The sequence below is a fragment of the Lentilactobacillus hilgardii DSM 20176 = ATCC 8290 genome (assembly GCF_000159315.1).
In the GTDB taxonomy this organism is placed as follows: domain Bacteria; phylum Bacillota; class Bacilli; order Lactobacillales; family Lactobacillaceae; genus Lentilactobacillus; species Lentilactobacillus hilgardii.
Map to the genome: position 1 here is coordinate 249,755 of NZ_GG669993.1, position 25,248 is coordinate 275,002.

A 25,248-nucleotide genomic window follows, 5' to 3' on the forward strand; every position below is an offset into this window, starting at 1 on the left:
CTTATCCAATGATGGTAGCTGCTTTTAAGCGGGCTTTGTTAGAAATGGATATCGATGAAGTTGAAATTGATCAACGTAGCATCTATGTCACTATGAGACAACATGATGTCGGGACCGTTATTCGTAAACTTTCTGCGTTTTATGGTATTGATGAAAAAACTTTACGGCAACTCAATAAAAAATATCAAATTGAAATGGTTAAAACCGCAAAACCATTCAAGGGCGTTCGTGAAGTCCTGGAATTTGTTAAACAACTATCTGGACATCATTATTTGTTAACACACCGGGATAATCAAGCAAAGGCGCTGCTAAAAGAATTTGATCTATTGCAGTATTTTACTGATTTTGTGACCTCGGATCAGAAGTTTCCGCGTAAACCAAAACCAGACTCTATTAACTGGTTAATTGATAAAAATCATGTAGACAGGAAATCTGCCATTATGATTGGTGACCGTAAGTTGGATGTACAAGCAGGGAATAACGCTAATATTGCCTCGTGTCTATTTGACCCGGATGGCCTTATTGTTGAAACGGGGAATCCGGATATTAAAATTACAGAAGTTAAGGAATTAATTCCCTGGTTGTCCAAGCGTTAACAGGTGCTGGATTAAAGAAATAGAGCCGCAAAACTTAGCGATTTTGCGGCTCTATTTTATAATTTGACTTAATTAATATTTTTCTAAAATTTGATCTACCATCGGACCATAGGTTTCACCAAATAAATTTAAATGAGCCAATAAATAATTAAGCTGATACCAAGGAATTCGGCTATCCAAACCTGTTTCAAGCGGATAAACAGAATTATATCCGTCATAAAATTCTTTATAAAAGCCACCAAAAACCGTTGTCATTGCAATATCGAGTTCCCGGTCACCATAGAAAACATCTGGATCAATTAGCATTGGCTTACCGGAAGCTTCGAACATAAAATTTCCAGCCCATAAATCACCGTGGAGTAAACTTGGTAAAACTTTGTGATTTTCATAATATTGCTTAAATTGATTACAGAGTGATTGAAAATGCTTTTCACGCCATTCATTCCAGCGACCGTTCTGATCTGCCAGTTTAGCAAGCGGTTTAAGTCGCTGATTAATATAAAATGTTGACCAATCTGATTGCCATGTGTTGATTTTTGGCAGCTTTCCAGCTGTAAAGTCATGATCCAATCCAAATTTTTCGGTATGCTGCTGATGAACTTTGGCAACCATTTGTCCCAATTCGTATTGGCTTCCCTGACCAATATCCACCCAATTTTGAATTAAATAACCATCGCCATTGATCTCACCACTGGCGATTACCTTCGGTGTATTGGCGACCTCTCCAAGTAAATGCAAGCCTTCAACTTCGTGGTCAAAAAAGACTTTTCCACGGTTAGGTTGAACTTTCATAAAGTAATGGTTTGAAGCGGTTTGCAACGAATAAGAATCATTAATATCACCGCCGGAGACAGAGTGGATTCTTTCAACTTTTTCAATTGGAAGTTGAGTTAACCAATTATTATCAATTGCCATATACTGATCCTCCTTAATTATGAGTCTTAAAATAAGTCTGCAAGCCAGATACAACGTCATCTGCGTATTTTTCCTGGTAAGAAGGGCTTTGAATCTTTTTAAAGTCCCTATCAGTATTAATATAACCCCCTTCGATCAAAATTGCAGGGACAGCATTATCTCGAATGACGAGATAATTGCCGAATTCGGTCCCACGATTTGTAAGCGGAAGATTAGCCATTTTTTGGTTAACGGACTGTGCGAGCAATTTTGAATCACCGGAATGGTAATAATAGCAGGTAAACCCCGATGCAGTATTTATTTCGTCTGATGAATCAAAATGAAAACTAATGAACGCATTGGCAGAAGAAGAAGCTGCCAATTGTGGTCGTTGATATAAGGAAACAGTCTTGTCAGTATCTCGTGTCATAACGACTTTGGCACCTTTGGAACGCAACTTTTTAGCGACGAGCTTTGCAAAAATCAATGTGTAGGTTTTTTCCTCCTGACCGGTTGTCGAAAGCGCACCAGAATCACTGCCACCGTGTCCAGGATCCAGAACAATCGTTGCCTCGGAAAGTCTGGTAACATCTTTTATATGGCCATTGGTGACTAACCAGGAAGCAACCCAACCAATTGTTTTGTGTTTATAAATGACCTTAATCCAATTATTTTTGCGACTGATAACTTGAAGCTGAGCACCTTGTTTAACCGTTGCCTTTACCGAATATGTCACAGATGGGCCGGTTCGAATGTTTAATTGATTAACTTTGACGGTGACTGAATTCGAATATAGTGCAATAAATAAAATAATAAAGGTTGCCATAATGGTCAAAATGGCAATAATCCAGCTGGTATTTTCAGAGATTTTTCTCATATTCAGTTCTTCCTATTTTTTCAAATAACTTTATTATAAATTAAAGTAGGTACTTGGGCTAATGAATATTGGTTAAGTCATTTTTAAATTTGATTTAACCTTGACATTTTGGCATTCCTCCACTAATGTTATAAACAGTTAAATAATCAACCGATTAAAAAGATTAGTAGTTGAACCGGTTCAACCACAGAGAACGTTTGAACGCTGAAAGAACGTGACCGGCTCATTGAAGTGACACTTTTTACGAAAACGGTAATAGCTAATGCTATTCGCGCGAGCGTTATCCTAGAGTGATTTATAAGGTGGTACCGTGCAATGCACCCTTGTCTTCGGACAGGGGTCTTTTTTTTCGGAATTTAATTGGGAGGAAACATTAAATGAGATATCAACGACCTAAAGGAACAGCTGATATTTTACCTGAAGAGGCCAGAAAATGGACCTATGTTGAGGAAACCGCCCGGATGCTTTTTAATGATTATCGTTATCAAGAAATCCGGACACCAATGTTTGAAAACTTTGACGTTTTTTCCAGGACTTCAGGTGATACATCCGATGTTGTGACAAAGGAAATGTATGATTTCAAAGATAAAGGTGATCGTCATATCAGCTTGCGTCCAGAAGGTACTGCAGGCGTGGTACGAGCGTTTGTTGAAAATAAACTTTATGGTCCTGAACACCAACGTCCCGTAAAAGTCTTTTATATGGGCTCGATGTTTCGATACGAGCGTCCACAGTCTGGCCGTCAACGCGAATTTCATCAAATCGGTGTTGAGGATTTCGGAAGTGATGAACCCGAATTAGATGTTGAAGTCATCGCAATGGGAATGGATTTACTGCATCACTTTGGTCTAAAAGATATTCGTTTGGAAATCAACAGCCTTGGAGATGCAGCGTCCAGAGCTGCTTATAGACAGGCATTGATTGATTATTTGGATCCGCATTTTGATGAGTTGAGCAAGGATTCTCAGGTTCGTTTGCACAAGAATCCACTTCGAGTGCTTGACAGTAAAGACAAACAGGATCAAGAGATTGTTAAGGATGCACCTTCCATCTTGGACTATCTAAACGACGATTCCAAGAAACATTTTGAGCGTGTTAAGAAACTGCTTGATACACTTCATATTCCATACGTTATTGACCCTGATATGGTTCGTGGGCTGGATTATTACACACACACTATTTTTGAGATCATGGTTGATTCCAAAGCCTTGGGAGAAGGATACACAACTATTTGTGCCGGTGGCCGGTACAATGGCCTCGTTGAGCAGCTGGGCGGCCCTGAAATGCCGGGAATTGGATTTGGGTTAGGAATGGAACGCCTCATGCTTTTGATGGATGCCCAGGGTGTTAAATTTCCTGTACTGGATCAATTAGATGCTTATGTTGTTGGCATCGGCGAACAAACCAGTATTGAAACCCTCAAGATTGTGCAAGCGTTAAGGGCAAACGGGTTTGCAGCTGATCGTGATTATTTGAATCGAAAGCCAAAGGCACAGTTCAAATCTGCAGATAAACTTAATGCACAATACACCATTACCATTGGTGAAAGCGAACTTGAGTCACATACGGCCAATGTTAAGTCAATGGCTTCTGGGAAAGAAATTAATGTTCCGATAGATAAAATTATTAATGATTTTGATGAAATTATTACTTCCAACTTTAATGACTAAGGAGATCTTTTGAAAATGAAGAGAACAACATATGCTGGTTTGGTTGATGACAAACTGATCGGCAAAGAAGTCGTCCTAAAAGGATGGGTTCAAAAACGTCGTGACCTGGGTGGTCTGATTTTTATTGAATTACGTGATCGCGAAGGAATTGTCCAGTTGGTCTTTAGCGAGGAATTTGGCAAGGATGCTTTGGCAGTTGCTGACAAACTTCGAGGTGAGTACGTTGTAGAAGCCAAAGGAACGGTTGTTGCCAGAGCTCCCAAGGAAATTAATCCTAAAATGAAGACCGGTAAAATTGAAGTCGATATTACCGATGCCAAAATTTTGGCAGTTTCCAAAACACCACCATTTTATATTGAAGATGGTATCAATGTCTCTGAAGATTTAAAGCTCAAATATCGTTATTTGGATCTTCGTCGTCCAGAAATGCAATATAATATTCTATTGAGAAACCGGATTATCCAATCCATCCACAGCTTCTTTGACGGGGAAGGGTTTATTGATATTGAAACACCAACTTTAACTAAATCGACACCAGAAGGCGCACGTGATTACCTGGTTCCTTCAAGAGTCTATCCGGGTTCATTTTATGCCTTGCCACAATCACCACAACAATTTAAGCAGATGCTGATGGGGGCCGGGTTTGATAAGTATTATCAAATTGCCCGTTGTTATCGGGATGAAGATTTGCGTGGAGACCGTCAACCTGAATTTACACAAATTGACATGGAAATGTCCTTTGCAGATCAGGAAGAAATTATGGATGTGACTGAAGGATTCATTGCCAAAGTCATGAAAGATGCGATGGGTAAAGATGTTAAGTTACCATTCAAACGCATGGACTGGGATGAATCAATGGCAAGATTCGGAACTGATCAACCTGATGTTAGGTTTGGTATGGAATTAAAGGATCTTTCGGATATCATGAAAAATGTTGATTTTAAAGTCTTTTCCGGAGCCGTTGAAAATGGTGGCCAGGTTAAAGCGATTGCCGTTCCTGGCGGAGCAGACAAGTATTCCAGAAAAGATTTGGATCAGTTTGCCAGCTATGTGGAACGTTTTGGTGCGAAAGGCCTTGCTTGGCTTAAAGTAACCGATGATAGTTTTAACGGCCCAATTGCAAAATTCTTTAAAGACGCTGACCTTCGTCAAAAGATTTTGGATAAGGCTGAGGCTAAGCCCGGTGACCTGTTGCTGTTTGCTGCCGATAATAGTCGAATTGTAGCAGATACGCTTGCTTATCTTCGGGTTGAAATTGCCAAGGAGCAAAACATGATTGATGAATCCAAATTCGCATTCTTATGGATTGTTAACTGGCCACTCTTCCATTGGGATGTTGACTTGAAGCGTTATGTGGCAGCCCATCATCCATTTACCATGCCAAATGAGGAAGATGTCCATTATCTATTGAACGATAATGAAGATCCACATAAGGCGTATGCACAAAGTTATGACATCATTCTTAACGGTCTTGAACTTGGTGGTGGCTCTATTCGTATCCATACACGCAAATTGCAGGAAAGAATGTTTAAGGCGCTTGGCTTCACAAAGGAAAGTGCCGAATCACAATTTGGTTACTTCCTAACAGCCTTGGATTATGGTTTTCCACCTCATGGCGGGCTTGCAATTGGTCTTGACCGATTTGTTCGTCTGTTGGCTGATCGCGAAAACATCCGGGATGTCATTGCCTTTCCTAAGAACTCAAAAGCTGTTGAACCATTAACAAGTGCACCGTCTCCAGTTGCAAACAAACAATTGGACGATCTGGGCATCTTTGTTGAAAATCAAGATAAACAAAAATAGTTTTTTAATAAAATCTGAATAAAAGATTGAAGCAGGACCTCAGATAAGACATAGTGATCTTATCTAACGTCCTGTTTTTCATTTAGAAAAGAAGTAGCCGTTTTGTCGGCTTGCACTTAGCGTTACAATTAACTTGTGTTGCGATTATTAACTATGAAAGGATTTTATTATGGATGACGTTTCAAAGCTAATGCGTCGGCATACGTATGTCACGAAAACATCTACATCGTTTATTTATGGCATCTTGGTATCGATTGCTGTTAACTTTTTTTGGACCCCAGGTCATATTTATTCTTCAGGAATTACCGGACTAGCCCAATTACTAAATACAATTAGCTCACGGGCCCTTCCGTTCACTGTTTCAACCGGTCTGGGCTTATTTTTATTAAACATTCCACTTTTCCTTGTAGCTTGGCGTGGAATAGGTCGAGAATTTACAATTTTTACAATTATCACAGTATTTTTATCAAGTTTTATGATTCAGTTACTTAAACCAGTGCCACTCACTCATGATCCAATTATATGTGCTATTTTCGGTGGGGCGGTCAACGGATTTGGAACGGGAACGGCCCTTAAAAATGGTATTTCAACTGGTGGTCTTGATATTTTGGGGTTGGTTATTCGGGATAAGACCGGAAAATCGATTGGGTCCATCAATATTGCCTTTAATGCTTTGATTGTTGTAGCAGCCGGTTTTGCTTATGGCTGGCCGTATGCTTTATATTCGGTAATTGGATTGATCGTGAATGCAAAGGTTATGGACATGACTTATACCAAGCAACAGCGGATGCAGGTGATGATTATTACGAATCGTCCCAATACAGTGATTGATAGTGTTCAAAATCATCTTAGAAGGGGCATTACAATTGTTCACAATGCTGAAGGCGCTTATCAACATGATGCCAAGACTATTTTATTCACAGTCATTTCCAGATATGAAATGGGAGAGCTGGAAGAAGCACTTTTAGAATCGGACCCTAACGCATTTGCCAGCATTTCGGATTCTGTTAAAATTCTTGGCAGATTTTATGAACCAAAGCCTTAGTTTTTTCTAAATCTAAAGATTTTTTAAGAAGATAATTCTACAAAAAGTTTATGTTATAATACTCGAGTGTGTTTATTAAAAACTGAAAAACGGTGAAGAAATTGAAAGTAGTTTATCTATGGTTGATTCGCTTTCTGTCAATATTAAACATTTGGAAACCAAGCAATAAAGTGATTTACTTAATGAGCTTTGATAATAATTTGGATTTTATTAAGCAGTTAGCTCAAAAAACACCGAATCGTTTCCATCTAATTGTTTTATATCGTCCAGAAACCGAAGCGGCCGCAACCGAGCTTGCTGCATTCGGAATTGAAACCCATGAATTTAATGATGGCATCAAGTTTGTTTTTGATTTTGTCCCACTCTTGATGGGTGCCAGAGTAATTTTTTGCGATAATTACTACGCTTTCTTGGGTGGCTTAGTTCATCCTAAGAAAATGAAGATCATCCAAATTTGGCATGCAAATGGTGCCATTAAAAAGTTCGGATGGGAAGATCCAACAACAGAAGAACGCAGTAAGTCGGATAAAAAACGGTTTCAAGATGTTTATGATCATTTTGATGAGTATATTGTTGCTTCTGAAGCGATGGGAAATGTCTTTCAACATAGTTACCATGAGTCGGTTGAAAAAATGCAGCTTCTGGGTTATCCCAGATCAGATCAATATTTGGATAAGCAATGGCAGGTTAGCGCCAGAGAAAGAATCTATCGTGCTGCTCCGGAACTCAGGGAGCATCGAGTAATTTTATATGCGCCAACTTACCGTCCTGATAAAAGTTTTAAGTTACCGGTTGGACTTGGCGCGGCTTTGTCTGCGGATCAAAACGCGATTGTTGTAGTTAAGTTGCATCCGGTGTTAAGAAACCGGGAGAATGCAATGAGACAGATCGGTAATCCAAGAATCAAATTTTATCATGAATTGGCTACTAGTGAATTGTTAGCAGTTGCTGATACATTAGTGACTGACTATTCATCCGTGGCGTTCGATTTTAGTTTACTGCCAAATGCAAAATCACTGATCTTCTTCATGTTTGATTTGGAACGTTACCGCTTGGATCCTGGTGTTCAAGGTGATTTTCTTGATTGGTTGCCGACTAAACCTGTTACAACAGTTGACGAGTTAAAACGGGAGATAAGGGCAAGAAAACCAACAAGTTTTGAACAATTCAATAAGCATTGGAACACCTATAATGATGGGCAAGCAACTCATCGGTGTCTTGATCGTTATCTGAACTTATTAAAGTAGGTAAACATGATTTTGCAATTAATTAAACTTGAAATAACTGAACATTCAGTTGCTTCATTGTAAGGAGCGTATTGACTTGAAAGAGGTTTACACGTTAATCAAGGAACAGTTTCAAAATATTGGGATTATTTTTCGGATTTCTCAATACGAAGATAAAGCTGAATATCAAAGCCATTATTTAGGCTTAGTTTGGGAATATTTATACCCGCTTATTCAAATTGGTATTTATTGGTTGGTTTTCGGAATTGGCTTGAAGCATGGCAGTACCACCCATGGTGTTGATTATTTGCCTTGGATGGTTATCGGGATTACGCCTTGGTTTTTCATGAATCGGGCAAGTTTAGATGCATCAAAGAGTATTTATCAACGTGTAGGTATGGTTTCTAAGATGAAATTTCCGGTTAGTATCTTACCTACAATTAAAATTGTCAGTAACTTAAGTTCCTTCTGGACAATGTTAGTGTTTTCTATCCTAGTTAGTTTTCTTTATGGTGTTCATCCTTCTATTTATTGGATCCAGTGGATCTACTATTTCATTTGTATGATTGCGTGGATGATTGCGTTTGGTATTTTCAACTCCACAATTTCATTATTGGTTCGTGATTGGCGTATTATGCTTCAATCTTTGATGAGAATGTTATTTTACATGTCAGGCGTTCTATTTAATTTTGAAACCACATCGTTTCCAGCACCATTCGTCCACATCCTCCAACTGAATCCGTTTTTCTACGTTGTCTCCGGCTTCCGTGATTCAATGCTTGGAACAATGTGGTTTTGGCAGGAACCAACTTTAAATATCGTTTTTTGGGGAATCGTCTTGTTCTTTTTCCTAGTTGGATCTCACTTGCACTATAAATTCAGATCAAGATTTGTTGATTTAATTTAGTTTGGGAAGGGTGAGCTTTGTGAAAAGTAACTTGATTGCTTTTATCAAATTAATAGCTCGCTATATACTCATCGTGATAAACGATGGGTTTATTTGTATGCGAGTAAAAAAGCGCTTAGTGTTGTTCGAGAGTTTTAATGGTAAAGACGTTAGTGACAATCCACTTGCTATATACAAGAAAATAATTGAAGATAATCCGGATATGAAAAATAGTTGTTATTTCAGTGTTAAACCGTCTGCTTTTCGTAGACTGTCACAGGAATATCCGAAAATTCGATTATTGAAAAGATTTACACCTCTTTGGGTATGGTATAGTGCCCGAGCGTCGTTTTGGGTAATGAACTCCAGAATGCCACAATGGTGGAAAAAGAATAGGGGAACAACATATATTCAGACGTGGCACGGGACACCATTAAAACGACTTGGCGTTGATATCAGTCATGTTGAAATTCCTGGTAATACAACACAACAGTATCATCAACAATTTATTGATGAAGCGGATCGTTGGGATTATTTAATTGCCCCCAATGCTTATTCAAAAACTATTTTTCAATCAGCTTTTGGTTTTCATCATCATTTTTTGGATATTGGATACCCAAGAAACGACATCTTGTATCATGAAAATAATCTAAAATCGATTGATTTGCTCAAAAAACAATTATTAGGAACATCTCCGGAGCATGTCATAATGTACGCACCTACATGGCGAGATGACGACTATCAAAAGCAGGGCGTCTATAAATTTGAGTTACCATTTAGTTTAAAAAAATTTTTTGAAGTTGTGGATTCAAACACCATGTTGATTATTCGTCCCCATTATTTAGTAAAAGATCACATTAATATTTCGGGATTTGAAGACCGAGTCAAAATTTGTGCAGAACAAGACATTAACCAATTATATTTAATAACCGATTTGCTGATTACAGATTATTCATCGGTTATGTTCGATTTTGCCAATTTGAAGCGGCCCATGTTATTCTTTCCGTATGATCTTGATCATTATCGTGATGAACTACGCGGTTTCTATTTTGAATATCAACCACAAAATTTACCGGGGCCAATGGTCACTGACGCAACTCGTTTTTACAGTGAGCTGGCATTGTTTAATACAACCAGACGTTTCACTGACTATGAAAAAAACTTGGAAGATTTCAATACAAAATTTTGTGCTTGGGAAAACGGAACGGCTTCACAAAAAGTGAGTGAAATTATTTTGAAGGGAATGTCGAAAGATTGAGTAATCAAACATTTTTAATTGGGTCACATGTCAGTATGAATGGCAAAGATATGTTCTTGGGATCCGCAAAGGAAGCTGCCGGATTTGGTGAAAATGTATTTATGGTTTATACAGGGGCCCCTCAAAATACGGTCCGAAAACCTATTGAAAAGCTAAATGGGCCGGCTGGAAAAGCGTACATGGCTGAACACAATTTGAAAGAAGTTGTTGTCCATGCACCGTACATTATTAATCTTGGAAATACGTTAAAACCACAAAACTTTGCTTTCGGCGTGCAATTCCTTCAACAGGAAATTGCACGTGCCGAAGCGATTGGGGCCAAACAAATTGTTTTACATCCGGGCGCACATGTCGGTGAGGGTCCTCAAAAGGCGATCGACCAAATAGCTAAAGGCCTAAATGAGGTGATTACAGATAATCAAAGCGCTCAAATTGCCTTGGAAACGATGGCCGGTAAAGGAACGGAAGTTGGTATTACTTTTGAGCAACTGGCGGAAATTATAAGTAAGGTTTCGAATAACGAGAAACTATCTGTCACTTTTGACACCTGCCATACTAACGATGCCGGATACGATGTTAAAAACGATTTTGACGGCGTATTGAATGAATTTGACCACATTGTTGGTCTTGATCGATTAAAAGTCATTCATTTAAACGATTCAAAAAATGAACGTGGCAGTCACAAAGACCGTCACCAAATTATCGGATTGGGAACAATCGGGTTTAAGGCTCTGAATTATATTGCTCATCATGATCAGCTGGCATCGGTTCCCAAAATTATGGAAACACCGATTTTAAAAGATCCAGAAAATAAACGTATTAAATATAATCCGCATGGCTATGAGGTCAGTATGTTAAGAAAGCAAGTGTTTAATCCCAGCATCATCGAAGATATGAAAGCGGGAAAACCTTTTTAATGTGAGATTAGATTTGATTCTAAATAAAGATGGTTGGCAATCAAAAGTCACGCCTTATCAAATCCCGAAAAGGGTTCTGTAAAATCAATAAAGTTTACGTTGATTTTACAGAACCCTTTTCATTTTTGAGACTTTTGAATTTTCAAAAGTTGGACCTATTATGCTAAGTGGTCTTTGATAGTCACTAATCTTCAAATGTTGTTGTATCTAAATTTAAGCTTTCCAAAATAATGGTTGCGGTTTCCTCGATCGATTTGTTGGCAACATTGATGACCAGGCAACCAATCTTTTTATATAATTTTTTAGCGAAATCCAGCTCGATTTTGATGTTTTTAGTATCTGAGTAAGGTGTGTCCGCACTTAATCCATAAGAGATCATTCGTTGTTTCCGAATTCTGCTTAATTTTTCGGGTGTATTTAGCAGACCGAAGATCCGGTCTTTCTTCACATGATTTAATTCATCCGGAATGTGTAGATCGGGTCCAATCGGTAGATTTGCGACACGCTGATTTTGATTGGCTAGATATAGTGAAAGCGGTGTTTTAGATGTTCGTGAAACGCCTAGTAACACAATGTCGGCTTCCAAAAGCCCTTTGGCGTTTTTCCCATCATCGTTTTCAACTGCAAATTCGATTGCAGAAATACGTTCAAAATAATTTTCGTTTAAATCATGAATTAAACCCGGAACATGTGCAGGTTCCTCTCCGGTTGCCTCTGATAGCAACTTCATTGGTGTTTGGATACAATCAAAATCATAGATCCCATGTTCTTTACAAAAAGTGACAACCATTTGGCTCAACTCGATGCTGACCAGTGTGTGGAAGATCATGGCTTTTTTTGTTAAAGCTAAATTTAAAATACCCTTTAAAATTGATTCGGTTTGAATAAAAGGAAACCGCCTGATTTCTGCTTTGATATTTGGAAATTGTGAAGCGGCGGTTTGCGCTAAAGTTTGAGCAGTAGCACCACTTGAGTCAGAAATAATAAAGATATTTTGCGTTTTCATATAGATTTCTCCCATCAATTTTTTTCGACTCTAAAAGAAACTCCAAATAAATTTTAACATGAAGCATTGTTTTTAACTTAAATCATTGACGATATTTCGATTAATATGTATAATTTAATGCGAACCGTTTTAGTACAAAGTAAATGTGTGCTTTTAAACAGTTACATTTAAGCTCGGAGGGAGGGAATTTCATATGGCAAAGACAGTCGTTCGTAAAAACGAGTCTCTTGATGATGCTCTTCGACGCTTTAAACGTACAGTTTCTAAAAGCGGTACACTGCAAGAATATCGTAAACGGGAATTTTATGAAAAACCAAGTGTAAAACGTAAATTAAAGTCCGAAGCAGCACGTAAGCGGAACAATAAAAAGAAACGTCGTTTTTAATATGACATCACTTTTGAAGATCGGAGCTAATGTTTCATTAGTCTCTGGTCTTTTTTATGTTAAAATTTAGACATACATTGAAAAGAGGTTTAACAGATGAGTGTTTATGATCAGTTGAATTCAGATTTAAAAGATGCCATGAAGGCACGAGACAAAGTTAGACTGGGTGTGATTCGAGGATTGAAGTCTCAAATCATGAATGCCGAAGTTGATAACGGTAATCAAAAATTGACTGATGAACAAATCAGTTCAGTTGTGATGAAAGAAATCAAACAGCAAAAAGAATCACTCGAAGAATTTCAAAAGGCTAATCGTGATGATTTGGTCAAAGATCAGAGTGCTAAACTTAAAATTGCTGAAGAGTACGCACCAAAACAGCTATCAGAAGACGAGGTTGAAGCAATTGTGAATCAGACAATTGAACAGTTACACGCTGAATCTATGGCTGACTTCGGTAAGGTTATGGGTGCTATTATGCCAAAGGTCAAAGGAAAAGCCGATGGCAGCATCATTAACAAACTTGTCAAAAAACAGCTTCAAAGTTAAAAAATCATTGATTATTAAATTAGCGCCAAGAATTGGTTCAACAACATTCCAATCGCTTTGGTTAACCTTTATTTTGTGATAGTATCTGATTAATATTAATATTAAAAAGGAGCTAATTAATTGGCTGAAACTCAACAGATTACAAAAGAATTTGTCGTGTCTGATCCTAATCAGCTGTTACAGCTCGTTGGAACTCAAAGCGAGTTTATAACGATTCTCGAAGAGGGTATGGGTGTTTCGATTAATGTCTTCGGCAACTCACTACGTGTCAGCGGTGATGAACAGTCGGTCGGCACAACGTTAAACATTTTGGATAACATCCTTACATTGGTCCAAAAGGGAATCAATATCAACAGCAGTGATTTTATCAGTGCGATTAATATGTCTCAAAATGGGACGTTAGAATATTTTCAGGATTTATACAATCAAGTCTTGATTAAGGACGCTAAAGGTAAGGCCGTCCGGGTCAAAACATTTGGTCAGCGGCAGTACATTCAGGCTATTTCGCATCATGACGTTGTCTTTGGTGTCGGCCCCGCCGGTACCGGTAAAACGTACTTGGCGGTTGTCATGGCAATTGCTGCACTTAAAAAAGGGACGGTTGATAAAATTGTATTGACAAGACCGGCGGTTGAAGCCGGAGAGAGCCTTGGCTTTCTGCCTGGAGACCTTAAAGAAAAGGTTGATCCATATTTGCGTCCGATTTATGATGCCTTACATGCGATCTTAGGCGCTGAGCACACTGAACGGTTAATGGATAGAGGCGTGATCGAGATAGCGCCTCTGGCCTACATGAGAGGCCGTACACTTGATAATTCATTTGTGATCCTGGATGAAGCACAGAATACAACGAATATGCAGATGAAAATGTTCTTAACCCGTTTGGGCTTTGGGTCAAAGATGATTGTTAATGGTGATATTTCACAAATTGATTTACCTAAACATGCGGCCAGTGGGCTGGTCCGGGCTCAGGCAATTCTAAAGGGAATCGATCAAATTGAATTTGTGACATTCAGTGCAAAGGATGTTGTTCGCCATCCTGTAGTTGCTAAAATCATTACGGCTTACGAAAAAAACGGTCAATAATTATTGAATGAGGATTTTTAGTCATGGATTTAGAAATTTACGATAAAACTGAAAAGGGCATCTCTGAAAAAGATGAAAAACTGATTCGGGATGTTTTAAACTTTGCCGGCTCATATATTCATTTAGCAGATAATACTGAGATGTCGGTCACACTTGTCAACAATAATGAGATTCACAAGATTAATCGTGAGTACCGGGGTGTTGATCGGGCAACAGATGTTATCAGCTTTGCAATTGAGGATGAGGCCGAAGATGATGACTTTCCAATCGTGATGGATGAAGATATGCAGGAATCAATCCCTGAAAATATTGGTGACATCTTCGTATCGGTCGATAAAGTTGCAGAACAAGCGGACTATTTAGGTCATTCATTTCAAAGAGAACTCGGGTTCTTGGTTGTGCACGGTTTCCTCCATTTAAACGGTTACGATCACATGGAGAAAGCGGATGCAGACATCATGTTTCCGTTGCAAGAAGAGATTTTAAATGCCTATGGTCTTAAAAGATAAGCGTCAGATAGAAAAGAATAAGCACTTTTTTCAGTCCGTTGGTCATGCACTGGAAGGCATTAAAAAACTGATTTTGGAGGAACGTAATTTCCGCTTTGATTTAATTATCACGGTGGTTGTCCTTTGTATCGGTCTTTTAATGAGGATTGAAATCTATGATTGGTTGTGGCTGTTTGCTGCGTTTTTCTCAGTTATCGGATCGGAAGTCTTGAATTCAATCGTGGAAAACGTTGTTGACTTAATCGTTGGTCATCATTTTGACCTAATGGCAAAACGTGCTAAGGATATTGCGGCCGGAGGCGTTCTTTTGTCCGCTATTTTCGCAATGATCATCGGAGCACTGATCTTCATTCCAAAGTTCGTCGAATTATTAAAATAAGTGAGGTAGAAAATGGATAATCCAAATTATCGTTCCGGCTTTGTGGCCATTGTTGGTCGACCAAACGTCGGTAAGTCAACTTTTTTAAATCGAGTAGTCGGGCAAAAAATCGCAATTATGAGTGATAAAGCTCAAACGACTCGAAATAAGATTCAGGGTGTCTATACAACTGATGAGGCACAAGTTGTGTTCATCGATACACCGGGTATTCATAAACCTCAAAACAAGCTTGGGGATTTTATGATGGATTCTGCACTATCGGCTTTAAAAGAAGTTGATGCAGTTCTCTTTATGGTTAATGCGACTGAACGGCGTGGTGCCGGTGATAATTTTATTATCGACAGATTAAAAGATGTTCATAAACCTATTTACTTATTGATTAATAAAATTGATGAGATAACACCTGATGACGTTATGGCAATTATTGAACAATATAAAAACGCCTTATCTTTTAAAGAGGTCTTCCCAATTTCAGCCTTACAAGGCAACAATGTTCCCGAGTTGTTAACGTCACTCATTAAGGAATTGCCAAACGGTCCTCAGTATTATCCAAAGGATCAGGTTACCGATCATCCGGAACGTTTTGTCATTTCAGAATTGATTCGAGAAAAAGTACTTCAAATGACACGTCAGGAAATTCCACATTCAACGGCGGTCTATATTGAGAGTATAAAAAAACAGGATGAGGTATTACACATTCAGGCAACAATTATTGTTGAACGTGACGGTCAAAAAGGGATTGTTATCGGTAAGGGTGGTTCTATGCTAAAAAAAATTGGCACCCTGGCTCGAAAAGATATTGAAAACATGATGGGTAACAAAGTTTATTTGGAATTATGGGTTAAAGTTGAAGCACATTGGCGTGATAAAGCAAATTTACTAAATTCCTATGGTTATAAAAAGGGCAACTATTAAGATTAAGCATGATTAGTTGATAATGATAATGGGCTGCGTCTTTTTTAATAAACATTGAAGATCTGTCATCTTCGGCTAAGATCTTTTTTCAAGAGGGGTGAATTTCTTGGTCAAAGCAAAACTTGCTGAGTTTCACGGTATTTTACTTTATACAAAAGCCTATCGGGAACGAGATTTACTTATCAAATTTTTGACAAGGGAATTCGGGAAAAAGATGTTTTTGGTTCATGGCGCCAAACGACCAAAGTTTCGAATGCGGGCTGCAATTCTACCATTTACCTATGGCGCTTACTTTGGTGATCTTAAAGATGACGGCCTAAGTTACATTAACAATTATAAAAGCATTGACCACTTTCAAGGCATTACAGCCGATATTACCAAGAACGCCTATGCGACTTATATTATGTCGTTGATTGATCTGGCTTTTCAGGATAGTATTGCAATTCCAAAATGGTACGATCAATTAATGATCGGCTTAAGTTTAATTGATGATGGTTTCGACGAAGAAATCATTACTAATATTTTTGAAATTCAATTATTATCGGCTTTTGGTGTTGAACCTGATTGGGTTGATTGCGCCATTTGTCATCGGCGAGACCTACCTTTTGATTATTCTGAAGCATATGGCGGCCTGCTTTGCCAGAACCATTTTGATAAGGATCCATACAGGTTACACCTTGATCAAAGAACAATTTATTTTCTCAGGTTATTCTCAATTGTTGATTTAACCAAGCTTAAAACGATTCAAATGAGTGATAAAACAAAGAAATCGCTTCGAAAGGTTATTGACCAAATTTATACGAATTCAGTTGGTGTCGTGCCTAAAAGCAAACGATTTATTGACCAACTCGGTAAATTCAAAATTTGAGTCGATCCATCGTTGACATTCTAGAATATGTCAACTAAGATTATTTTGAGTTAAATATTTTCGGTGATGAGAAAAGAAATTAGGCATTCATTTTTTTCAACGAAGCTGGGATAGTGTAAGCCGGCTAGAAATTGATGACTAAAAGGCACTTTTTGAGCCGAATGAATTAAGTGCTGGTGTTAAACCAGAAGTAGGGTGGAACCGCGAGACCATCGTCCCTATGTTTAAGTGGCAAATTGTAACCGTCACTGAACATAGGGACTTTTTGCGTGAAAAATTAGGAGGAATTTAAATGACTGAAAAGTTATCGGTTCAAGAAATCATTCTGCGGCTGCAGCAGTATTGGGCAGCGCAGGGTTGTATGCTGATGCAGGCTTATGACACTGAGAAGGGTGCCGGAACAATGAGTCCCTATACTTTCTTACGGGCAATTGGTCCAGAACCTTGGAATGCGGCTTACGTGGAGCCTTCCAGAAGACCGGCAGACGGTCGTTATGGAGAAAATCCAAATCGTCTCTATCAACATCATCAATTTCAAGTAATTATGAAACCTTCTCCTGAGAATATTCAGGATTTATATCTTAATAGTTTAAAAGAACTGGGTATTGATCCTTTGGAACATGATATCCGGTTTGTTGAAGACAATTGGGAAAACCCATCAATGGGTTGTGCCGGTGTTGGTTGGGAAGTTTGGCTTGATGGTATGGAAATTACCCAATTTACCTACTTCCAAATCGTGGGTGGCCTGGAAATGAACCCGGTTGCTTCTGAAATCACCTATGGTTTGGAACGATTGTCGTCTTACATTCAAAATGTGAATTCGGTTTTTGACCTTGAATGGTCCGATGATGTCCTGTATGGTGATATTTTTAAAGAACCCGAGTACGAACATTCAAAGTACAGTTTTGAAGAAAGCGATCAGGAAATGTTGCTGAACTTGTTCAATGATTATGAACGGGAAGCTAAACGCCTTTTGAAACTGGATTTGGTTCATCCCGCATACGACTATATTTTGAAATGCAGCCATACATTTAACCTGTTGGATGCACGTGGTGCGGTTTCAGTAACTGAGCGGGCAGGATATCTCTCAAGAATTCGAAATTTGGCACGCGGCGTTGCTAAAGAGTTTGTGGCCGCACGAAAACGTCTTGGATTCCCATTGATCAAGGACGAAAAAAAACGTCAGGAGCTGCTTAAGGATGATGAAGGGGAGGAAAAATAATGGCTAATAATTTCTTACTTGAAATCGGGCTTGAAGAAATTCCGGCTCATGTTGTCACGCCCAGTATCAATCAACTAAAAAAACGGGCTAGTGATTATTTAAAAGACCAACGAATCACATTCGATCAAATCAAAACATTTAGTACGCCTCGAAGGTTAACATTGTACATTACCGGCTTAGCCGACAAGCAACCCGATATTGATAAGTCCGTTAAGGGACCCGCTAAGAAGATTGCTCAAGATACGGATGGTAACTGGACAAAGGCTGCTATCGGATTTTCCAGAGGACAGGGTGCCACCACTGACGATATTACTTTTAAAGAAGTTAAGGGAACCGACTATGTGTTTGTTGAAAAGCACATCGCCGGCAAGTCCGTTGATGAGGTTCTAACCGGAATGAAAGATGTCATCACGGCTATGACCTTCCCAACCATGATGAAGTGGGCCAAATATTCATTTGAATACGTTCGGCCAATTAAATGGCTGGTTGCGTTATTAAATGATAAAGTAATTCCTTTCACTATTCTTGATGTTTCAACTGATCGGGTAACATCCGGCCATCGTTTTTTGGGCAAAGACGTCGAATTGGCCAATGCCGATGAATATGAAGAAAAGTTAACCCAGCAATTCGTCATTGCAGATGCTAAAAAACGAAAAGAATTAATTGTTAAACAAATTCATAAGATAGCCGAAGATAATGATTGGCAAATCAACCTTGATCCAGATTTACTGGAAGAGGTTAATAATCTGGTTGAATGGCCAACAGCCTTTGCTGGTAAATTTAATGAGAAATACCTGAAGATCCCCGATGAAGTTTTGGTTACGTCGATGAAAGACCATCAACGATTTTTCTACGTTACTGATGGGAATGGTACCTTGTTGCCACACTTTATTTCCGTTCGAAACGGAAATGATTATGATATTCAAAATGTGATTGCCGGAAATGAAAAGGTCCTAACTGCCAGACTTGAAGATGCCATGTTCTTTTACGAAGAAGATCAAAAGAAGACCATTGCTGAAGATGTTGAACGGCTTAAGAAAGTTAGCTTCCATGATAAAATTTCTACTATGTTTGAAAAGATGCAACGGGTTCAGGTCATTTCTAATTACCTTGGTAAACAGTTTGGCTTTTCAGATAAGGAACTTGAGGATGAACAACGGGCTGCTGAAATTTATAAGTTTGATTTGGTTACCGGAATGGTTGGAGAATTTGCCGAACTACAAGGTGTAATGGGTGAAAAATATGCCTTGTTAAATGGTGAAGCACCTGCAGTGGCCAAAGCAATTTCAGAACACTATATGCCTATTTCGGCAAATGGTGCTCTTCCAGCATCAAATGTCGGCGCACTTTTGGCTGTTTCAGATAAGCTTGATAGTATTTTAACTTTCTTTGCAGCAGGCATGATCCCAAGCGGTTCAAATGACCCATACGCATTACGCCGTCAGGCTACGGGGATTGTTAGAATTGTTGCTGACAAAAAATGGAATTTTGATTTAATTGATACATTGAAGGCAATTATTAACCTGCAGGATGAAAAGCAGGTTGCACCCAAGCTTGACCAAGCTGGTCAAATTACTGCAGTCAGTGATTTTATTAAAGATCGAATTAAGCAGTATCTTGATGATCTTGGTATTCGATATGATATCTCGGACGCCGTTACTTCGGGTTCGCAAACTGATATCTTGTTTAACATTTCAAGTGGTCAGGTTCTTCAGGAGCAAAAGGATGATGATGCCTTTAAGTCAATTATCGAATCCCTGACCCGAGTTCTTCGAATCTCTAAGAAAGGACACTTCAAGGACAACGATCTTGTTGTTGATGGTTCATTGTTCGAAAACGAATCCGAAAAGGTACTGAATCAAGAGGTTGCTTCTGCCGCTGAGGGTTATTATGAAATTTCGGCTAAAGAAGACTTTGATCGGCTTTCTGGATTAAAGGATGCTATTAATGCATACTTTGATGCGACAATGGTAATGGACAAAGACGAAAAACTACGAGATAATCATTTACGGCAGTTAACGCTTTTGTCACACTTGATTTTGCATTTGGGTGATCTGGATAAACTGGTTGTTAAGGGTTAGTTTTGCTTAGAATGTTCAAGTGCATTTGTTTGTACAAACTTTTTAACTATGCTAGTATGAATTATGTATCGCCAGCAGAAGAGTCGCACTATATTGGTGCGACTTTTTGCAGGTATTAACGCCGGTTTTAGGGATGGGAGGCGGATAACTATTGAAGATCCCAGAAGACGTGATTGAACAGGTTAGATCCCAGGTTAATATTGTTGACGTGGTATCACAATATGTTCAACTTAAACAGTCAGGGAAGAACCTTTTTGGTCTTTGCCCGTTTCATGAAGAGCGAACACCGTCTTTTTCCGTTTCTGAAGACAAGCAAATATTTCATTGTTTTAGTTGTGGTCGGGGTGGAAATGTTTTCAAATTCATGATGGAAATTGAAAACCTGTCTTTTCCCGAAGCGGTCAAAAAAGTAGCTGAAATGGAACATTTGGATGTTGATTCCAAATATTTTACGGATGCTGCACCGGCTAGTCGGGAAACTTCCGAGCAAAAGCAGCTGATTGAGTTGCACGAACAGGCTGTCAAGCTGTATCACCACATCTTGATTAATACCAAGATGGGGGAATCTGCTCTCGATTATTTACATCATCGGGGCGTTAACGATGAGACAATCGATCTTTATCAACTTGGTTATGCACCTCAGCAGCGATTGTTAAAACCATTTTTTGATGAGCGTCAGGCCGATTACCAGTTGTTAAGAAAGTCCGGACTTTTTTCCGAGACTCAGGATGGGAAGTTACGTGATCGGTTTGTTGATCGCGTGATGTATCCCATTCGTAACGGAACTGGTCAAACCGTTGCTTTTTCAGGGCGGCTATTGGCTAAAGATTCAGATATGCCAAAGTATTTAAACAGTCCGGAAACAGAATTGTTCAATAAACGAAAAATACTGTTCAATCTGGATTTGGCCCGGCCAAATATTCGCAGTAAACAACCCGCTTTGTTGTTTGAAGGGTTTATGGATGTTATTTCTGCATACCAGGGCGGTATCAAGTCTGGCATTGCTTCAATGGGTACCAGTCTAACCGAGCAACAGATATATGATATTCAACGTATTACACGTGAAGTGATTGTCTGTTATGATGGAGATGCTCCAGGACAAAAAGCAATCAAACGCGCAATTGATGCGTTTAAGCAAACTGATCATCAATTGGATCTAAAAGTCGTTTCAATTCCTGATGGGATGGATCCAGATGAGTTCATTCGAAACCGGGGTGCTGATAAATTTCAAACCTTATTACAACAAGCTCAATCACCCGTTGATTTCGATTTGAATTACCTTAAGCAGGAAGCTAATCTTAAAACCGAGGAAGGCCAAGCAGCCTATATTTCAGAAGCATTAAAATTGATTAGTACAATTAGTTCCGGTATTTCCCAGGACTTGTATCTTAACCGTTTGGCTGACTCTTTTTCAATTGACAAACAGGTTTTAAAACAGCAGCTCCAACCGCTTATTCGAAAAAATGTTACTAAGCGAGCCAATCATCAGATTCCGGCTGCTCAGCCTGTTAATCAATCCCCTCAAAAAAGGGATAAAGTAACGGTTGCGCAAATGCAGCTTCTTAACAGGATGCTGCATAATCATGATGTATGGGTAAAGGTCAGTGGTATTTCGGGATTCTCATTTGTTGATGAACAGTACCAGATGTTGTATTTATTGGCGGAAGGATACTTTTCCAAGTTTGACCAATATAATGTCGCGACATTTAGTAATTTAATTACCGAAGATTCATTGCAAACACTATTGATTGATATTGACATGATGAATTTACCAGAGGAGCCTTCTCCAATGGAAATTGACAATGATTTGGATGTTATTATGAATCGAGCGCCGGTAGAAACAAAAATTAAAAAGAAACAAGCAGAATTGAAACAAGCATCAAAAATTGGGGATGTTGATAAGCAACGCCAATTAATGGTTGACTTATTAAAACTTGAGCAGCAAAAGAGAACTAAGGAACAAGTATAACTTCGGGAGGCATTTTGATGGCTAACAAAAAAACAAATAATGCAAAGGTTGTTAAAAAAGCGACTACTAAGACAAAGGCCGCTGCAGCTAAGAAAACACAAAAGCCTTATAAGAAGGTATTTGATCAGATTGTAAAGGACAATAAACCGATCGGTCACATCACCTACGATGAACTCCAGAAGAAAATCGAAGAACCATTTTCTTTGGATAAAAAAGAAATGGAAGAGTTACTCGAAAATATCGAAGATTCCGGAATTAGTGTTGTCGATGATAACGGTGATCCAGATCCAAGAGCCATTGATGCAGCAAAGAAAGTAACGAAAAAGGAACTCTCTGATGTTTCTGCTCCAACGGGTGTCAAAATTAACGATCCTGTTCGGATGTATTTAAAGGAAATCGGAAGAGTATCACTTTTAAGTGCTGATGAAGAAATCAATCTTGCCAAACGAATTGAATCCGGCGATGAAGAAGCCAAGCAGGAACTTGCAGAGGCCAACTTACGATTGGTTGTTTCAATTGCCAAGCGTTACGTTGGTCGTGGTATGCAATTTCTCGATTTAATTCAGGAAGGTAATATGGGCTTGATGAAGGCGGTTGAAAAATTTGATTACCGTAAGGGATTCAAATTCTCAACTTATGCAACATGGTGGATTCGTCAAGCGATTACCCGTGCGATTGCCGATCAGGCACGAACCATTCGAATTCCTGTCCACATGGTCGAAACGATCAATAAATTGATTCGAATTCAACGTCAATTACTCCAAGATCTTGGGCGTGAGCCGCTTCCCGAAGAAATTGGTGCTGAAATGGATATGCCAACTGAAAAGGTTCGTGAAATCTTAAAGATTGCTCAGGAACCGGTTTCTCTTGAAACACCAATCGGAGAAGAGGACGATTCTCATCTAGGTGATTTTATTGAAGATCAAGATGCAACGTCACCTGCAGATCACGCAGCTTATGAATTATTGAAAGAACAACTTGAGAGTGTTCTGGATACGCTGACTGATCGTGAGGAAAATGTTCTGCGCTTACGTTTTGGTTTGGATGATGGTCGTACCAGGACTTTGGAAGAGGTTGGAAAGGTATTTGGCGTTACGCGTGAGCGGATTCGTCAAATTGAAGCCAAGGCTTTAAGAAAGCTTCGGCACCCATCTCGTAGTAAACAACTAAAAGATTTTTTGGAATAAAATCCTAATTTCTCAAACAGTCGGTATAAAAATCAATTTTGATTTTGTACCGGCTGTTTTTTTGTAGATGAATAAATTATAATAAAGGTATTAACGAATTAAGGAGAAATACATGAACGGCACGCATCTTTCCAAACGTTTAGAAACAGTTAGTGAGCATGTCGAACCAGGTAGCCGGTTGGCTGATATTGGATCAGACCATGCTTATCTACCGATTTATCTTGCCAAGAATAAAATAATTAATTATGGCGTTGTCGGAGAAGTGGCCAGAGGGCCGCTTTCAAATGCGATTAATGAAATCTCCAAAGAGGGATTGCTGGATATCCTGCACCCCAGGTTGGCAGATGGATTAGCCGCTATTGAAGCCGATGATCAAATCAACGCCATTACAATTGCCGGAATGGGTGGTATTTTAATCAGCCAAATTTTGGAAAATGGTCAGGACAAGTTAACGGGTCAAGAGAAACTGATTCTTCAACCGAATGTAGGTGAAAACATTGTTCGAACTTGGTTAATGAATCATCAGTATTTTATTAAGGCCGAGCAAATCTTAGAAGAGGACCATCATATTTACGAAATTATCACCGCAGTCAAGTCAGCACAACCAGTGGGCTATTCAGCTAAGCAACTCAAGTTTGGCCCATACCTATTAATCGAAAAATCACCAATCTTTATTTCAAAATGGCGGGAAGAACGTCAACAACTGCAACGGGTTATTTCAAATATGAAACGGGCAACTCATGAAGACAAGCCCAAGATGAAAAAGATCGAGCAACAAATTCAAGAAATTGATGAGGTGATTGATAGTGAAAGGTAGAGAGTTAGTTCAAAAGTTTGAAGCATTTGCGCCCAAAAAGCTTGCAATGCCAAAAGATCCGATCGGGCTACAAATTGGTTCCCTAGACCAGGATGTCCATAAGGTTATGACAACACTGGATGTCCGAACGGAAGTTGTAGATGAGGCAATTGAAAATGACGTTGATTTTATTTTTGCACATCATCCGGTTATGTTTCACCCGGCTAGAAATTTAGATTATTCCGATCCTCAAAATGCAATGTATGCAAAAATTATTGCCCACGGGATCACTGTTTATGCTGCTCACACCAACTTAGATACTGCTGATGGCGGCATAAATGATTGGTTGGCAGATGAATTGAGCCTGACAAATGTAAGGGGACTGGTTCCCGGATATGCAGAATCCGTATTTCGATTAACAGCTACAGTTCCCAAGGTATACGCTACGGCAGTCAGAATGTCTTTGGTTGATGCTGGGGCGGAAATTAATGACGGTCAATATACCGGATACACTTATGAAATGGATGGAACAGTATATTATGTACCGCAACCAGGGGCAGATCCAACAATCGGCATGGCTGGTGAACCAACAGAATTAGAAGATTCCAGATTGGAATTTGAAGTTCCTGAAAAGAATTTGAACAGAGTCTTAAAAACATTGCACGATGTTCACCCACTTCAACAACCGCTTTACAATATTATCCGCCTAGAAGACAAAAAACATCAATATACAATGGGTCGGGTTGGCGAGTTACCTGAGCCGATGCGACTTGAATCGTTCGCCAAACGTTGTAAATCTGTTTTTCATATTTCTGGTCTTCGAGTGATTGCAAACGACTTGTATCGGACGATTAGAACCGTAGCGGTACTGGGTGGTGACGGGGGTAAGTTTTATAAGACTGCACAAAAAGCAGGGGCAGATGCTTACATTACGGGAGATGTTTATTACCATACGGGACATGACATGCTGGCTTCGGATATGCCGGTTATTGATCCCGGACATCATATTGAAAGTATCTGTATCCCTAAATTAGCAAAAATGGTTAGCAAGTGGTCTCAAGAAAACAATTGGGGTCTTTCGGTGATTGAATCTCAAATCAATACAGACCCGTTTACTTTCCTGTAAA

Annotated in this window: 24 protein-coding genes; 21 read left to right on the forward strand and 3 right to left on the reverse strand. The window is 39.0% G+C overall.

Annotated elements, in window-relative coordinates:
* The coding region (locus HMPREF0519_RS05305) for an HAD-IA family hydrolase (RefSeq protein ID WP_004561444.1) at positions 1-596 on the forward strand (596 nt) is incomplete at its 5' end.
* 72 nt (positions 597-668) lie between these two features.
* Here the strand turns inward: HMPREF0519_RS05305 and HMPREF0519_RS05310 are convergent.
* A complete protein-coding gene (locus HMPREF0519_RS05310) occupies positions 669-1,511 on the reverse strand; it encodes a fructosamine kinase family protein (RefSeq protein ID WP_040472722.1) in 843 nt (280 codons plus the stop codon).
* A gap of 13 nt (positions 1,512-1,524) precedes the next feature.
* The gene (locus tag HMPREF0519_RS05315) at positions 1,525-2,367 is read right to left on the reverse strand and encodes an N-acetylmuramoyl-L-alanine amidase family protein (protein WP_003553850.1); all 843 of its coding nucleotides are present in this window, start codon (positions 2,365-2,367) and stop codon (positions 1,525-1,527) included.
* A gap of 377 nt (positions 2,368-2,744) precedes the next feature.
* Here HMPREF0519_RS05315 and hisS point away from each other — a divergent pair, with 377 nt between their 5' ends.
* From hisS to HMPREF0519_RS05350, 7 genes are all read left to right on the forward strand, one after another.
* A complete protein-coding gene (gene hisS / locus HMPREF0519_RS05320; RefSeq protein ID WP_004561446.1) occupies positions 2,745-4,037 on the forward strand; it encodes a histidine--tRNA ligase in 1,293 nt (430 codons plus the stop codon).
* Positions 4,038-4,052: 15 nt separating this feature from the next.
* Entirely contained in the window at positions 4,053-5,840 is a 1,788-nt protein-coding gene (gene aspS / locus HMPREF0519_RS05325; protein ID WP_004561447.1) for an aspartate--tRNA ligase, read from the forward strand.
* A gap of 169 nt (positions 5,841-6,009) precedes the next feature.
* Complete coding sequence (locus HMPREF0519_RS05330) at positions 6,010-6,885, forward strand: YitT family protein (protein ID WP_003553856.1); 876 nt, start codon at positions 6,010-6,012, stop codon at positions 6,883-6,885.
* 92 nt (positions 6,886-6,977) lie between these two features.
* A complete protein-coding gene (locus tag HMPREF0519_RS05335; protein ID WP_004561448.1) occupies positions 6,978-8,132 on the forward strand; it encodes a CDP-glycerol glycerophosphotransferase family protein in 1,155 nt (384 codons plus the stop codon).
* A gap of 76 nt (positions 8,133-8,208) precedes the next feature.
* The gene (locus tag HMPREF0519_RS05340) at positions 8,209-9,018 is read left to right on the forward strand and encodes an ABC transporter permease (RefSeq protein ID WP_035444753.1); all 810 of its coding nucleotides are present in this window, start codon (positions 8,209-8,211) and stop codon (positions 9,016-9,018) included.
* A 19-nt stretch (positions 9,019-9,037) separates the two neighbouring features.
* The gene (locus tag HMPREF0519_RS05345; RefSeq protein ID WP_004561449.1) at positions 9,038-10,255 is read left to right on the forward strand and encodes a CDP-glycerol glycerophosphotransferase family protein; all 1,218 of its coding nucleotides are present in this window, start codon (positions 9,038-9,040) and stop codon (positions 10,253-10,255) included.
* Entirely contained in the window at positions 10,252-11,172 is a 921-nt protein-coding gene (locus tag HMPREF0519_RS05350) for a deoxyribonuclease IV (RefSeq protein WP_081447196.1), read from the forward strand. Before HMPREF0519_RS05345 ends, HMPREF0519_RS05350 begins: the two co-directional genes overlap by 4 nt.
* Before the next feature lie 184 nt (positions 11,173-11,356).
* Here HMPREF0519_RS05350 and HMPREF0519_RS05355 read toward each other — a convergent pair whose 3' ends face one another.
* Positions 11,357-12,178 (reverse strand): pyruvate, water dikinase regulatory protein, encoded by an 822-nt coding sequence (locus HMPREF0519_RS05355; RefSeq protein WP_187117457.1) that lies wholly within the window; start codon positions 12,176-12,178, stop codon positions 11,357-11,359.
* A 193-nt stretch (positions 12,179-12,371) separates the two neighbouring features.
* On the opposite strand from HMPREF0519_RS05355, the gene rpsU reads away from it, so the two are divergent.
* From rpsU to HMPREF0519_RS05420, 13 genes are all read left to right on the forward strand, one after another.
* Positions 12,372-12,563: a 30S ribosomal protein S21 gene (rpsU, locus tag HMPREF0519_RS05360; RefSeq protein ID WP_003553874.1), complete on the forward strand. Its 192-nt coding sequence runs from the start codon at positions 12,372-12,374 to the stop codon at positions 12,561-12,563.
* Between the two features lie 96 nt (positions 12,564-12,659).
* A complete protein-coding gene (locus tag HMPREF0519_RS05365; protein WP_003553876.1) occupies positions 12,660-13,109 on the forward strand; it encodes a GatB/YqeY domain-containing protein in 450 nt (149 codons plus the stop codon).
* A 120-nt stretch (positions 13,110-13,229) separates the two neighbouring features.
* The gene (locus HMPREF0519_RS05370) at positions 13,230-14,195 is read left to right on the forward strand and encodes a PhoH family protein (protein ID WP_004561451.1); all 966 of its coding nucleotides are present in this window, start codon (positions 13,230-13,232) and stop codon (positions 14,193-14,195) included.
* Between the two features lie 23 nt (positions 14,196-14,218).
* Positions 14,219-14,704: an rRNA maturation RNase YbeY gene (gene ybeY / locus HMPREF0519_RS05375; RefSeq protein ID WP_004561452.1), complete on the forward strand. Its 486-nt coding sequence runs from the start codon at positions 14,219-14,221 to the stop codon at positions 14,702-14,704.
* A complete protein-coding gene (locus tag HMPREF0519_RS05380; protein WP_004561453.1) occupies positions 14,688-15,083 on the forward strand; it encodes a diacylglycerol kinase family protein in 396 nt (131 codons plus the stop codon). Before ybeY ends, HMPREF0519_RS05380 begins: the two co-directional genes overlap by 17 nt.
* 12 nt (positions 15,084-15,095) lie before the next feature.
* The gene (era, locus tag HMPREF0519_RS05385) at positions 15,096-15,998 is read left to right on the forward strand and encodes a GTPase Era (RefSeq protein ID WP_003553884.1); all 903 of its coding nucleotides are present in this window, start codon (positions 15,096-15,098) and stop codon (positions 15,996-15,998) included.
* 97 nt (positions 15,999-16,095) lie between these two features.
* On the forward strand, positions 16,096-16,866 hold the full coding sequence (recO, locus tag HMPREF0519_RS05390) for a DNA repair protein RecO (RefSeq protein WP_004561454.1): 771 nt from the start codon (positions 16,096-16,098) through the stop codon (positions 16,864-16,866).
* Positions 16,867-17,158: 292 nt separating this feature from the next.
* Positions 17,159-18,088, forward strand: a complete 930-nt coding sequence (gene glyQ / locus HMPREF0519_RS05395) for a glycine--tRNA ligase subunit alpha (RefSeq protein ID WP_003553888.1) — start codon at positions 17,159-17,161, stop codon at positions 18,086-18,088.
* A complete protein-coding gene (gene glyS / locus HMPREF0519_RS05400) occupies positions 18,088-20,169 on the forward strand; it encodes a glycine--tRNA ligase subunit beta (RefSeq protein WP_004561455.1) in 2,082 nt (693 codons plus the stop codon). The genes glyQ and glyS overlap by 1 nt, the downstream gene beginning before the upstream one ends.
* A 151-nt stretch (positions 20,170-20,320) precedes the next feature.
* Positions 20,321-22,138 carry a DNA primase gene (gene dnaG / locus HMPREF0519_RS05405; RefSeq protein ID WP_004561456.1) on the forward strand — a complete coding sequence of 606 codons (1,818 nt, stop codon included), beginning with the start codon at positions 20,321-20,323 and terminating at the stop codon, positions 22,136-22,138.
* Positions 22,139-22,155: 17 nt separating this feature from the next.
* Positions 22,156-23,325, forward strand: coding sequence for an RNA polymerase sigma factor RpoD (gene rpoD, locus HMPREF0519_RS05410; protein WP_003553892.1), 1,170 nt, complete (start codon positions 22,156-22,158; stop codon positions 23,323-23,325).
* Positions 23,326-23,437: 112 nt separating this feature from the next.
* Complete coding sequence (locus HMPREF0519_RS05415; RefSeq protein WP_003560337.1) at positions 23,438-24,142, forward strand: tRNA (adenine(22)-N(1))-methyltransferase; 705 nt, start codon at positions 23,438-23,440, stop codon at positions 24,140-24,142.
* Entirely contained in the window at positions 24,132-25,247 is a 1,116-nt protein-coding gene (locus HMPREF0519_RS05420) for a Nif3-like dinuclear metal center hexameric protein (RefSeq protein ID WP_004561457.1), read from the forward strand. Before HMPREF0519_RS05415 ends, HMPREF0519_RS05420 begins: the two co-directional genes overlap by 11 nt.
* Position 25,248: the final 1 nt, after the last annotated feature.

Bases quoted from the DNA above. Each gene is read 5' to 3' on its own strand.
- glyQ (WP_003553888.1), top strand. From the start codon at position 17,159: ATGACTGAAAAGTTATCGGTTCAAGAAATCATTCTGCGGCTGCAGCAG.
- glyS (WP_004561455.1), top strand. From the start codon at position 18,088: ATGGCTAATAATTTCTTACTTGAAATCGGGCTTGAAGAAATTCCGGCT.
- HMPREF0519_RS05355 (WP_187117457.1), bottom strand. From the start codon at position 12,178: ATGAAAACGCAAAATATCTTTATTATTTCTGACTCAAGTGGTGCTACT.
- HMPREF0519_RS05415 (WP_003560337.1), top strand. From the start codon at position 23,438: ATGAACGGCACGCATCTTTCCAAACGTTTAGAAACAGTTAGTGAGCAT.
- rpsU (WP_003553874.1), top strand. From the start codon at position 12,372: ATGGCAAAGACAGTCGTTCGTAAAAACGAGTCTCTTGATGATGCTCTT.
- HMPREF0519_RS05310 (WP_040472722.1), bottom strand. From the start codon at position 1,511: ATGGCAATTGATAATAATTGGTTAACTCAACTTCCAATTGAAAAAGTT.
- hisS (WP_004561446.1), top strand. From the start codon at position 2,745: ATGAGATATCAACGACCTAAAGGAACAGCTGATATTTTACCTGAAGAG.
- HMPREF0519_RS05380 (WP_004561453.1), top strand. From the start codon at position 14,688: ATGGTCTTAAAAGATAAGCGTCAGATAGAAAAGAATAAGCACTTTTTT.
- aspS (WP_004561447.1), top strand. From the start codon at position 4,053: ATGAAGAGAACAACATATGCTGGTTTGGTTGATGACAAACTGATCGGC.
- HMPREF0519_RS05365 (WP_003553876.1), top strand. From the start codon at position 12,660: ATGAGTGTTTATGATCAGTTGAATTCAGATTTAAAAGATGCCATGAAG.
- HMPREF0519_RS05330 (WP_003553856.1), top strand. From the start codon at position 6,010: ATGGATGACGTTTCAAAGCTAATGCGTCGGCATACGTATGTCACGAAA.
- ybeY (WP_004561452.1), top strand. From the start codon at position 14,219: ATGGATTTAGAAATTTACGATAAAACTGAAAAGGGCATCTCTGAAAAA.
- rpoD (WP_003553892.1), top strand. From the start codon at position 22,156: ATGGCTAACAAAAAAACAAATAATGCAAAGGTTGTTAAAAAAGCGACT.
- HMPREF0519_RS05315 (WP_003553850.1), bottom strand. From the start codon at position 2,367: ATGAGAAAAATCTCTGAAAATACCAGCTGGATTATTGCCATTTTGACC.
- era (WP_003553884.1), top strand. From the start codon at position 15,096: ATGGATAATCCAAATTATCGTTCCGGCTTTGTGGCCATTGTTGGTCGA.